This is a genomic window from Pseudoalteromonas sp. G5_S1_14_S5, assembly GCF_054968605.1.
The window spans coordinates 1-13,826 of the sequence record NZ_JBQKUM010000100.1; the positions used below are offsets into that span (position 1 = coordinate 1).

Below are 13,826 nucleotides of genomic sequence, written 5' to 3' on the forward strand. Positions count from 1 at the left end.
TGGCCTGTGGCAGGATTCAAATCTATTGAAGAAGCAAGGAAGTGGATTGGCGATTTCACGTATTGGTATAACTTTGAACACAAGCACAGCGGAATTAAATATGTGACACCTCAGCAGAGACATATTGGTGAAGATCAAGATATCTTAGAGCAACGTAAGCTTGTTTATCGCAAAGCTCAAGCAACAAACCCAGAGCGCTGGAGTGGAAAAACTAGAGATTGGAGCTTTATTGACGAGGTATTCTTAAATCCAGAGAACAAAGCAGCCTAAGAAGTTATAAATATGTAAAAATGGCGACAACTTGCTTGAAAAACAGCGTTTCGGGATTATCCGATCACCCATTTCCGCTATCGCGAACTACTATGGCAAGGTGGGTTATCCAAGTCAGTGAGAAGTTCAAACCCCTCTATGCCGCCTTGAAAGAGCATCTACTCCAACAAGTGGTGGTTCAGGCGGATGAAACGCCGCTCAATGTCCTCAAAGAAGATAAACAGTGTTATATGTGGCTCTACTGCTCGGGCGCAGACTCGCCCGATGCTGCACTGCCGAATGTAAAGAATATCGCCTTGTATGACCATCAAAACAGTCGCGCGAGGGCATGCCCTGTTGACTTCTTGGGGAATTACGGTGGGTAACTGCAAACCGATGGCTATGGTGCCTATGATGGTGCTTAAAAAGCCACCAATGTTGGCTGCTTGGCGCATGCACGTCGTAAGCTCATGGATGCTAAGAAGCTTCAAGGTAAAGGTAAGTCAGACAAAGCAGCTAAAGCGCAGGCCAAAATCCAGAAGCCCTATGGGATAGAATCGCGCTTAAAAGGTGCGACTGCCGAAACACGAAAAGCAGAACATAAACTACATGCTAATCCGATATTGGATAAGCTTTACTAATGGATGACGACTCAACAAATGCTAGCGTATAGCCCGCTGGGTAAGGCGGTTAAGTATACGCACGGCCAATGGCCCAAGCTCAGTCGCTATATCGATGACGGTCATTTATCTATCGATAATAATCGTGATGAACGCGCAATTAAACCGCTGGTCATTGGCAGAAAAAATTGGCTCTTCTTGAACACACCAAATGGTGCTGAAGCGAGCGCGATGCTTTACAGCATTGTCGAGACTGCGAAAGCCAACGGCCTTATCCTCTACGACTACATGGTCAAGTGCATGAAAGAGCTCGCGAAAGCTGAGCCTGATATCGATGCGCTCCTACCTTGGAACTTCAAACATTAACAACATCGCCCCGTGGGTTCATGGGGCGCATACGGTTCATAGGGCGGATACAAAAATAAAAAACGGTAGGAAATAATATGTTTTAGTCGCCAAACAAAAACATACGCTAACTACCGTTTTCATGACTAATCATACTTTCTTAACTGCATTCTAAGACGGCTTTAAGGTAGCAAAGTCCACTCAGAATATAATAACAAAACCGTAACTGTTCACCCACGAGGTCTTGACACCAAAGTTCTGTGACCTAGTTAACTTGATCCCACATTGAACTTGAGTGATCTTTTCGTGGTGGCAATCTGGAGGTATGAATAAGAAAACATTACCTCCACCGCCTGATTTCGATTCGCCTGAAGAGGCGAAAGATATCATCCACTTTTTGTGGAATAAGTTGGCAGACCTTGAAGACCGGCTAAATCAAAATAGTCGAAACTCTTCTGTGCCATCATCACAGCAATCTTTGCACAACAAAGCCAAGAATACTTCACCTAATCGGAAGAAATCTGGAAAAAAGCAAGGAGCTCAACCCGGACATAAAGGCTATCGCCGACTACTTTATTCCGTAGAAGATAGTGCCTCGGTTGAGCAATACTTACCAAATAAAGCATGCCACTGCGGTGGTTGTGTTATTCCAAATCGAAAACCTTATAAACGACACCAAATCTTTGACTTACCTGATATCTCATACACACTTGTTGAACATCAGATATTCAAAGGCGAATGCTCTTGGTGTGGTGAGAAACATCAAGCAGAGCTTCCAGATTATGTGCCTGATGTTCAAATGGGCCCAAATCTGCATAGTTTCATCTCAATCCAAGCAACGCAGCATCATCAAAGTATAGGTAAAATACAGTCTATGCTGAGAGATGTTTTTCAGCTGAACTTCTCTACTGGGGCGATATCAGCAGCACAGGGGCGAGTGACTGAATATCTAGCTGATACTCATGTACAAATTCATGAAACCGTCAAAGCTTCTCAACTGATTATGGCTGATGAAACCTCACATCAACGTAATAATGATAAACGTTGGATGTGGGCTGTACTGAGCAATGACGTAGCCTTTTTCCAGATTAATAGCGGTAGAAATCAACATGCTGCCAAACGACTGCTCGGTGAGGCGGTCTCACACCTTTTAGTGACTGACCAATACTCAGCCCATAAATATATTGATGACTCCAAACGACAGTTATGCTGGGCACACATCTTGAGAAACGTTATAGCTATCGAGGAGAGTGTTTGCCCTGAGAATCAAAAAATAGGAGAAAAACTCGCATTAATCGCTCATAGCGTATTCAGGTGCCACCATCGATATATTGAGAGCAAAATTAGCGAAAACCAATATTATCGTCGACTCAGGCGATTAAGAAAAAGCTGGCTTCATTGGCTTAAACTGGGCAGTTATCAATGCTCTAAACGATATCGAGGTCGGTGCCGTAATCTCATCGCTGACGATGCTATGGTCTGGCGTTTTATGGATGACTCCGAATGTCCGTTAACAAATAACGCTGCAGAGCGAGTTCTCCGAAATTACATATTGATGAGAAAGTGCTGTTATGTCACTCGTTCATATCGAGGAGACCTATCCCGTGAGCGGATGTTCTCGCTTATCGAGACCGCTAAGCTTCAACAGATCTCCGCTTATAAATGGCTGCGTGAAATCGTCGAACATTATATGCGCAAAATGGGTTATCAAACGCCCTCGTTTTTATCGTAAACCGTCGTCAATAGCTCGCGGGTGAACAGTTACACAAAACCTTACAGTTACTGCTTATGTTAGTGTTAGCTTAATTTACTTATAAACAAGACCCTATGAGTCTCCATGCAAGATCAGATAAGGATGTATTCGTGCCAGGCTCATTTAGACCATGTGCGCCTTGTCCTGCATTTATTTCATAAAGATTATCGTTGTGATATCTCTGTGAACCATCGGTATAATTTGCCCAGCTTTCAGTAGCCGACCACGCAGTGACGTTATAGCAAATTGAGTTAGATGGATAAATATTCATCGACGTTGTACCTGAATTCATCCCTCCTGTTGACGGAATAACAGGTGGAACAAAGTTAGGATCGTCAGCCCCCATATCACCTGCTGCATCATTCAAGGTCGAACATTGAGCAGCATCGACATTATCGCCACACGTTGAAGAAAGTGATTCAATTTCAGCGACTGTGTAGGCACCATCTTCGGCAATGGTATGTCCTAAATGATGATTAACCGTATCAGCAATTAAGCCTTGATAGTCTTGTTCTACCGTCCAAACGAACACCCCTCGAAGATCGTTATTGACTGCGTATTTTGTTTTTAACGCCGCCGTTCTTGGAGTGTCAATGGAATGATAAACACCACTCACAGGATTGTAGTAATAATCAGTATTATTGTCCGCATCAGTGAACAGTTTGAAGTTATTCACCCCTTTCATATCAGGGCCTGCAACGTTAGCAAATAAATCATACCCTTCAAGAACCGTTGGTTCCCACGTACCAAACAGAACCGTATCAGATACACCCGTTGCGCTAAATGGTTCGCCATCAGTGACGATAGCACTCGCTTGTTTACCTCGAGAGTAATTGGCAATACCCAACATCATCCGAGACTTCTCAACCCCTATATTAACGAGAAGGTTAATGGCATTTTCTGCACTATTCGTCGCGACAGGGTCACCATTCGAGTCTACAGAATTAGGATCGACAGAGTCCCCAAACAAATTGGTTTGATGACCAAGGACTGTATCCCATGACCCCCAATAGTCGTAACTCATTAAAAATATTTTATCTAATAGCCCACCCGGGCCACCGAGAGCTAGGTAATTCGATTCGCCAACTAGATTAATGTATTTCTCTGTCGCACCTACGGCTGAAGACAGTTTCACTTGCGAGAAGCCGTTACTGTCTAGCAGATCACGCACTGCCCGCAATAAGGTCACAAAATTAGTGCCATCATCGGAGGTGTAACAACCAGAAGCATTACAGTCACCACCATGCCCTGGGAATTCCCAGTCAATATCAATGGTAGTAAATAGAGGCTCACCGTTGACTTTAAACTTATCGACAATTTCTAACACCGAGTCGGCGAAATTATTGATTAACGTGGGGTCAGCCGCCACACGATGGAAGGGTTCAGACAGCGTCCAGCCGCCAATACTCAGTGAGATATCTAATGAAGGATTTTGTTTTTTGAGGTCAACTAACTCACCAACCAAACCACGCGTGTTATCCGCATTTAACTCATTCCAGTTTGTCGCATTTATGCTGTTGTAAATACCATTCCAAGTGTATCCAGGATCAAATCGATTCGAATTTTGGAATGACCCCCAGAAGTCGAGAGAAACAATTTCTCCTTCTTTCTTATTGAGCGCAGTACAGTTTGCTTCGATCTTGTCTGCAGTGGTTGAGTTAGGGTTCGTTTTGTCGGACACAAAGGTGCCTTGGTCACCACAAATACCAAAGAAAGAATAGACTAACTCGGTATAGGCCGTTGCTCTCACATTGGCAAGCGCAAACTCACGACCATATTGGGCCCAATCAGAGACATAGCCCCCAAACTTAAGTTCATTAGTACGGGTAACACTCGATGCATTAACATTAGTAATCACTTCTGATACATTCTTGCCATTAATGCTTGCTACCGCAGTACAATAACCTGAGGTGCAGTCCGCAGGATTAGAAGGCGATGAAGTATTATCATCAGTACTGGTATCAGTCGTACTGGTATCAATTGGATCTGCAATCGGCACATTGATGGCATCCGCGATAACAGTAGCAATGGTTTTATCAGAGCCAGAGTTTGACGCGATGGCATTGAGGCCAGTATAAAGCTGTGCACATAAATTGTTATCGCCATCCTTAAATGGAATACCACAAGTTGTGTAGGCTGCAGAACGATCTGCAGGGACGGTACCATTGATGCCCAGCCCGTCTTGCATTGCGGTTACTATTCGGCCGTCATCTTGCTCGACAGTCCAAACGAACGTGCCGGCCAACCCAAGAATGTCTGCCAATTTTGCCTTCATGTAGGCTGTTCTTGGAGTATCAATAGAAATGTAGTCGCCGGTTACGTTATTGTAATAAGCGTCAGCATGGGCTTCAAAATCACTATAAAGAGCGAAATCGCCTCGTCCTTGTAAATCATTACCTGCGACATTGCGCCATAGGTCATAGCCTTCCATTACGCCGTTTTCAAAGGTACCTGCAGACGGATCTTTGGATGCTTTCGTACCACTTATGGCCCCTTGCTGATTGGTTGTTAAATCGTTCGATTTAAAGCCGCGACCATAATTAGCAATGCCCATCAATAAGCGATCACGCTTAAAACCTGCTTGCTCAAATGCTTGTATAGCTGCATTTACACTCCAGCGCATATCATTATCATTAGGTGCAGCGCCTGATAACGAAGTCGACGGCATCACGCTAGTTTGATGCCCTAGTTTTGTATCCCACGCACCAAAATAGTCGTAATTCATCATGTAGATGTAGTCGAGACACCCTTGGTCATAAATGGTTTTATAGTGCTCTCCGATATAACCAATAAACGTTGTCGTCGCCCCCACTGCACTCGAGACTTCGATATTATCACCCAGCCCTGATTTCACGGCACAAACTAAGTCTTTAAAATATTGACCATCATTTGTCGTGAATTTTCCTGAGGCGCCACCATGGCCAGGAAACTCCCAGTCAATATCAAATCCAGTAAAGCCGTATTCGGTTTGAAGTTCATTTAAAGAATTAACGAACGTTTGAATATTTTCTTGGCTCGCTGCCATACGATGAAATGGCTCAGACATGGTCCAACCACCGATGCTGGCAGAAATATTAATATTAGGGACTTTTTTCTTAATGTACTGTATCTGTTCAATCACTCCTTTGCTTTTACCATCGACATAAGGTTTGCTACTTTGACGAGAACTGACCGAAACACCAAAATCAGCCCAAGGGTCTAAAAATACAACCTCAAATTCTTTCTTACCCTGAGCTTGACACTCTGCTGCTATCGTACCAGCAAGCGATCCCTTATCCCCACAAATACCTAAAAAAGCAAAGACTAGTTTATTGTATGGAAAGGTACCCTCTGGAGTCAGTAAACGCTCAACATCAAAGCCACGACCATACACGCTCCAATCTGATAAATACCCAGCAACGACTTTGTTTTTAAAATCACTAGGAGCTGTAAATGTCATTGTTATTGGGGTTTTACTTTGAGTTAAGCCACTTCCCTTCACAACGGCAGAATGTATATCAGTTGTTGTGTTATCGACTACCGCTATATTTGTGGCTGCATCATCTTCTTCATTATCGACGGTACCATTATCTTCTACAATTTCAGCAATTTCCGTACCAATACTGTTGATGACTGAGAGATCTTCTGCCCCCGTTGTTACCTCGTTTGAAATCACCTGACAGGTATAATCGACACCATCAAGCGTGAGCACACAACCATCGTTTGAAATTTCACCGTAACTATTCTTACCTGTGATACTAGCCCCTATTGAATTTTCAACATCTGGACTTAGTGACCCGTTCCAGCTCTTATTGGTGACACTAATAAAAGATTGGCCATTTACATCTTGTAAGCCACCACCGTGGGACCACATAGAGATAGCAGTGACGTCAGCAGGTTTTTGAAAGGTTAAAGACCAAGAGGAGGCCGTTACAGGAGAGGCGAATTTAATCACACCATTAAAGCCGGTAGACCATGGTTCACCCGCTTTTTGCAATATAATATCTACCACCGTTTCATCTGTATTTGCAACTGGTTCTCCAGGAGAGCCACCTTGGTTAGATCCAGTAGCGTTGACATCATCTGTTATATCACCATCCTCAACAACTTCTTCACTATTGAGATCAATTACAAATGAGCTATCACTGACGTAATCAGATATGGTGTCGTCATATTTGATGATGCAGCTTTCTCCTTTGTAGCGACAGCGGGTCAAATCGTTAACTTCCGTTGGCGTACCTTTACCATTAAACCCAATAACTCTATACTCATCTGGTTGCAAAGTTTGCGAATACTTATGGAACTTAAAGGTGTATTTAGTTTTTCCGCTTTTGAGAACTTTCTTCTTAAGGTTGGCTCCCCAAGCACCTTCAACACTCAGTGTATCCGAAATCATTGATAATGATTTATTCGCTACATCCAATGGGCCATCTGAAAGGTTAATAAGTTTTATTTTGCCGTTGTAGCCAGCCCAAGCATCACCAGGCTGCCCCCACGCACCATCATAAGAAAAGAGCACAACAATCGGGCCAGCTTCTTTGATGCCTGCAGTAAAATCAAAGTTTTCTGGAGGCGTTTCTTTTAAATCGTTAAGTCCGGAGGCCGTTTGATTAAGTTGTTCTTCTAATGTGTCGTCAATAATGAATTCTGTCGATATTCCCTGCGCGGCCACAGCTTGTTCAACGGAATTACTGGCAAAATCCATCGAACAATTTAACTCATCACAATTAAATGCAACCGCCTCTATAAGTTCATCATGACCACTAGATTCAACGGGAAAATGGCCAAATAAAAGAGAATCAGCTTCAAGACTAATACCTAATGAATCACTAATAGGTTGAAGCATCGCAACAACGCCACTCGTGACATTGTTGTACTCTTGTCTTATTGAATCTAAGTCTGATAGCGAATCATTATTGAGAATACTTTTGGCAATGAGGTCGGTGTAAGGTGTTATCTTTATTGGTTTATCAAAATCTTGCGCAAAGATTACTGCCTCTAAAATTACAGTATCAGAGGCTTCTAATTCTACAATTTGAGCCAATAAAATCTCTGAATTCAAGTCGTCGGGAATGTCAATATCAAAACGACTTAAAATATCCAATTCAACTGTATCAACTACGGTTCGTTGAGATTTATTATTTAAATCAAGCTCAAAAAGCGTAAGTTGATGTCCTGTTAAACCAGCACCAATAGCAGCAGTACCCGTGACTTGAGTCTCCGCTACATCCGCATCCACTCCCGCTACACTATCTGATAATTCATTTGTATCAGAGCATGATAATGTGAAGAGTATAAAAAAGGATGTTAGTAAATGACTGAATTTCATAAGTTTATATCCATATTCCACTTGAGAGTTCAGGGTGTGAAAATCATTTGTAAACCACTATTGATATTATTGTTATCAAATTATTGTAGTGTTTTAAACTTAACATCGCAAATTGAATAGAAAATAAAACCATACCAATCCCTGTTAATTTTAATTTTAGTCATTAATTCAATTGCTTATTGGAGAATACACATCAGAAAATAAACTTCGCCCTACCTGAGCTTCGATCGTTCTGTGTTTCGCCAACTGAAAAGGTATATTTTGTTGACACAATGAGTAAATTATACAAATCTACTATAAGGAAGGTTTGAAAATAAAAAATACGCTGTCTTTTCAATGAGCTTATTTTCATATTATTCTTTTCAATAGATGATGTTTAATTAGGTGGATATGTTTATGATTTTTATCGATATAATTTTTAAATTATATTCTAATTATCTTAGTTATAAACTCAGATTATTGTCGGCACAGTTTTTACTGTTAATGACAATAGTTTCACCTACTTACGCAGCAGACTCTGACGGTGATGGCTTCAGTGATAAACTTGAAAGCATTTTAACATCGGATTTAACACCCGGTGCCGACGACAATGGGTTATTTACTGTCGATACCAATGGCGACAATATTGCTGATATATGGCTTAAGATTAAGAATAATCCTGATGCGCTTGCTGCTTACATTCAGGGAACAACTTTTGACACTGTTGCGGAGGGCGATAGGGAAGCGATATGGAAAGATTTTATTGCTATTGGATCAAGCGAAACATTCACTTTACAAAACCTAACGCCTTCTAATAAAGCATCATTTTTATTTATCATCAACTTAGAAGAGTTTGACCCGAACCAGTACACAGATTTATACGATCTACACTTACTCAGATCTATTCCTGATTTGCAGAATGACTCACATAACTCATTTCTTTTAATGTCAGAAGGCACAGGTGCGTCTTTGCGCCAAATATCACCACCCGGTGGCCAATGGGATAACTCATCAACCAACCAAACTTACGTAAACAACGTCGACTTCACCAATGCATCACCCATAACCAGTACAACTAATTTTAGGATGTTTTACTTATCGTACGATGGTTTTAAACAGTTTGATATATATACTTCGACTAACTTTCAAAATTCAATCAATTTTGACGACTTCAGTTTTGGCGGTGATGACCAATTGCTAGTTGGTCTGAATGCCAGAGATACAACTACAACTAGCATTAACAACCGTTTTGATAATTTGTTATCCGGTGTGTATGGCTTTCAAGCTTTTAGAAAAAAGTTAACCCAAACAGAACGGGATGCTTTTTTTAGTAGATTTGACACTACAAGTGCAGATATCGACAACGATGGAGTTCCGAATCTATTTGACTTAGTAAGTACGGTATCGACAGTTCAAAACATGTCAAACCCTGTCATTATTGATAATGTTAAAAATGAGGTTAACCCAAACTTAACTCTTACTGCCCTTAGCAACAATCTTACTCAGGCGACAATCGAGATTATTGGTTCACAAACGGGAGATGTATTATCTATTGATGACAGTGCAATCAGCGGCGCCAATTCTAGTTTTAGTAGCAATACGCTCACCATTAATGGCATTGGCAACGCTAGTGATTATCAAACTGCTTTGAGAACACTAGAGTTTACTCGTACAGACAGCGCTGAAAGCCGACTCATTACATTGAAAATCTCGCTGACGGACAGCAATAGTGCTCAAAACATCCAAACGTTTGACGTCAGCGTTTACACACCTTTTGGCAACTTAAAAGCCCAACTCAATGAAACTAACTCAGTGTACATTAGTGCTTCGCCATTTAGCGGCCAATCAAGGCTGTATTTCATTGAGCCAGATGATAGCCATTATCAAGCTATGGGGTTTAGTCATTCCGCTATTGATGGCTATTACGATAAAAATCATGCGGATGAGTGGATAAGAAATACGTTGTCCATGCTTAGGCAAGATAGGGATATCATTTCTGCATATACGTTGTCGGAATTCCAAGATTATATAGGATATGACACCGATGGTGATAAATTGCCTAGACATAGTGATTTAGGAAGTATAAATAATCCTAATAATTATGATGATTTATACAATCTTAAAAATGATTACATTCTGCACCCTTTTCCTGCTCGCACTGACCTTTCATCATGTACTGGCAGCAGTAATGATTGCAAAGATAGCCAATTGTTAAAGCTGTCTTATACTTTTACGAGTGCAGGTCAAACCGAGCAAGTCGAAACTTTTCTATCATTACCAGGTAATCGGACATCATCCTCTCGCTATACCAACTGGATTGGTACTCAGTTAGACTCGCTCAGTAACGACTTGGTTGCACACAAGTTCAATGCGACCGATCCTGATGATATTTCAGAGAGCATGGTAAATGGCTCCGGTAGTCTAAATGCAGTGAGTGCTATCAATGGCGCATCCCTAAAAGTCACAGAATTAATACATATTGACGAGTGGAACGCTGTAAAAGATTACTTCGTTAACAACTCAGGCAGCAAACCGAGCTTTTCAGATTACAATGCAATAGGTTACAGCGCTATTGATGCCGATAATGCCGATGAATTAACTCATCGAATATCCAATTTAGCAAATATAGCAGCACCGTCTGAGGGTGGGCATAACTACCCCAACATCGAAGCAGTCGCGTCCACTTACAATAAAATCATGGCATATATTGACGACAATACCAGCGACAAGCCGACGGAATCAGAATGGCAAGATGTCGGTTTTGAAGGTGTAACGTCCAGTAATTTAACGACATTTGAAAACCTAGTAACCACCATAGGAATAGTTGATACAATTGAAGCTCTACGTACCACAATTAATGCTAATACCTTATCGACAGATGATAATGATAACGATGATGTCGCTAGCTATCTCGATGACGACGATAACAATCCATATACTGATTATGATGGTGATGGATTTAACGACCTACTAGAAAAAAGCCTAACGGCTCTGGATCCTCTTGTGGATAACAGTGACGAATGGACCAACGATAGTGACGGTGACCATATTGCCGATATTTATAACGAGTTACAGTCCCCCTCCACTCGTTGGCCTATGTCGCACTGGTTAGCTGGTCAGGTCTCTTTCCAAGACTCAAGTATCACATCCGATCGTATTTATAAGCGAGGTTTTACCCCTAATTATGGCGGCACTACCGCCCCAAACACTGTAGACCTGACATTCTTACGCAATCGTGATGCCCATTATCAGTTCGTTGCCTATGCAGAGCATATTCCTGAAGTAAGATCGACTAAACTATTTAGCAGCAAAACTCTTTGTCAATCTGATGAAACCTGCTTAAGTGGTCTAAATGAAGATTATGGTACCGGCGAAATTAATCTCAGATTAGATCATAATCGACTCAATAAAGTGTATCTCAGATACGGTAATTCAGACCCAAACATATCTGCTTCGTTACAAGCATTTAGCCCGGTAGAGAATGCCCCCTCTAACAAGTTTGTACTGGTGTCGCTCAATTGGGAAGAAAGTAGCAAAACCTATAAGCTCTACCTCGATGGGCAGTATCAAGGCAGTGTGACTCATTCAAGGTTCGAATCTATACATGATCGAAACACAGAGATTGGCATAGTGGGCCTTTCCCAAAACGCTTATGCTGAGATGAACCCTGCTATTTTTGACAACACGCAAACTGGTATTTATGGATTTTCAGCTATCGCCAGTGATCTTGACCAAACGTTTGTTTCTACTCAAGCAGCACGATTTTTAGACGCTGTAGCGGATGTTGATCACGATGGCGTTTGGGATAAATTCGATCTGGATATCGACCAAGATGGTGTAGCTAACTCGGATGAATTAAGTCAAGACAATCAGAGTGATCCGTTTTCAGACACCGAGACTCGTGGGATTTCTGATTTACTCAAACTTGCTATCACCGATTACTATGATACTCAAAATCAGTCCGCTCCAAATATTGGCAACACATTGCTATCAGATTCTGATGGCAACTATATTGCGGACTTGTGGGATCACATCAAAGATGATGGTCGTTCTCGTGCTGCGTGGGCGATAGAAAATTGGGCTAACTTAGCTACACCAACATCAGTCGCGGATAAAATTGTTCAGCATCACCCGTATTTTATTCCGATAGCGCTACTCAATGATCCAAACAGCCCCTCTCCTGTGACGATGGACTTGAGCAATATCGGAGATGGCGATGCGTCTTTTGAGATCATCACTTATATCGAGGACTCAAGTTTATGGGGAGCGGTGAGCTTATTTGGGGTCGATTTAGAGCTTGGCGGTGGACAGCTTACGAATACGCAGTCTACTGGCCAGCGATTTATGCTCAGCAATGGTCATCAAGATAAACAGCTTGGTTTTGAGCTTCAATCCAAAAATGGCGTAAGTGGTGAAACCGGCGCTAATGGCTTTACTCGAATAAAAATGGATTTCTCTCCATCAGGTAACGAAGTACCAGCCATACGTGATGGTCATGTACAGCATTTAGCCTTAATTTACACCCAAAATACTTACAGCTATGCTCTTTATATTGATGGTGTTCTAACCGCAACGATTAGCAATACAACGAATAATAGAGATATTGATTTCATCAGCGCCATAAAAGCCAGTAACAGCCAGATTGGACTGCGTGTTGAAAGCTCATCAACAGGTGGATTAGTTAGCACCTCACCGAATGATGGTATTTATGGTTTTGCCGCTTACTCTGGCGCATTAACTCAACAAGAAATTCAACAACGTGCGGCGGCGGTGGCACAACGGGCAGAAAATAGTGATGATGATAGCGCGTATGACAGTTTGGATGACAACACTAGCCTATCCGTTGCCAGCTTTAGCCAAACCAATTACACCTACAGCGAAAACCAAGGCTTATTATCACTCGACAGCTTAGCAACAATTAACGACAACGAAGATACACCATTAGCCAGCTTAACCATCGAACTCATTGACTATGACGCTACCCAAGATTCAATTAATCTTGCTTCTATCATCGGCTTAAACATCAACAATTCTGCCGGTGTGATCACTGTGACACCAAGTACCGGAAGCACTGCAAATCGTAGCCTTTTTGAAAATGCTTTGCGGTCATTGAGCTACGAAAACAGTTCTGAAAATCCAATTACGACATCACGCACCATCCGAGTAACGACCAATGATACTGATCGCGATAACATCACTAATATCTCTTTAACCGTGACTTCCATCAATGATTTGCCTATCGCCAATAACAGTGATGTCACCGTAACAGAAGATACGCCCTATACCTTCACCATCGACGATTTTGGTTACAGTGATGTAGATTCGAGTGAGTACGGTGCCATTATCATTGCAACACTTCCAAGTGACGGCACCTTATTAGATAGCTCGAACACCGCCATTTCTCCGGGACAAGTAATATCACGCGCCGATGTGGCGAGCCTGCAATATGAACCACAAACCGATTCGACCGTAGACGATGCATTTACATTTAACGTCCGCGATGACGACGGTGGTGAATCCATCACCGCCGCTACCATGACCATCACACTCTCTGCGGTCAATGATGCGCCGG

Annotated in this window: 3 protein-coding genes and 2 pseudogenes; 4 read left to right on the forward strand and 1 reads right to left on the reverse strand. The window is 42.0% G+C overall.

Annotated elements, in window-relative coordinates:
- The 3 genes and pseudogenes from ACTRWI_RS20500 to tnpC (ACTRWI_RS20510) form a co-directional block, all read left to right on the forward strand.
- Nucleotides 1-270: pseudogene (locus tag ACTRWI_RS20500) on the forward strand (IS3 family transposase); the annotation flags it as partial.
- 20 nt (nucleotides 271-290) lie between these two features.
- Nucleotides 291-1,235, forward strand: a pseudogene (gene tnpC / locus ACTRWI_RS20505) (IS66 family transposase).
- A 304-nt stretch (nucleotides 1,236-1,539) separates the two neighbouring features.
- Nucleotides 1,540-2,946 carry an IS66 family transposase gene (gene tnpC / locus ACTRWI_RS20510; protein WP_499133596.1) on the forward strand — a complete coding sequence of 469 codons (1,407 nt, stop codon included), beginning with the start codon at nucleotides 1,540-1,542 and terminating at the stop codon, nucleotides 2,944-2,946.
- Between the two features lie 79 nt (nucleotides 2,947-3,025).
- Here the strand turns inward: tnpC (ACTRWI_RS20510) and ACTRWI_RS20515 are convergent, their stop codons facing one another.
- On the reverse strand, nucleotides 3,026-8,275 hold the full coding sequence (locus tag ACTRWI_RS20515) for a glycosyl hydrolase family 18 protein (protein WP_499133597.1): 5,250 nt from the start codon (nucleotides 8,273-8,275) through the stop codon (nucleotides 3,026-3,028).
- Between the two features lie 483 nt (nucleotides 8,276-8,758).
- Here ACTRWI_RS20515 and ACTRWI_RS20520 point away from each other — a divergent pair.
- On the forward strand, nucleotides 8,759-13,826 hold a 5,068-nt coding region (locus ACTRWI_RS20520), incomplete at its 3' end, for an Ig-like domain-containing protein (protein ID WP_499133598.1).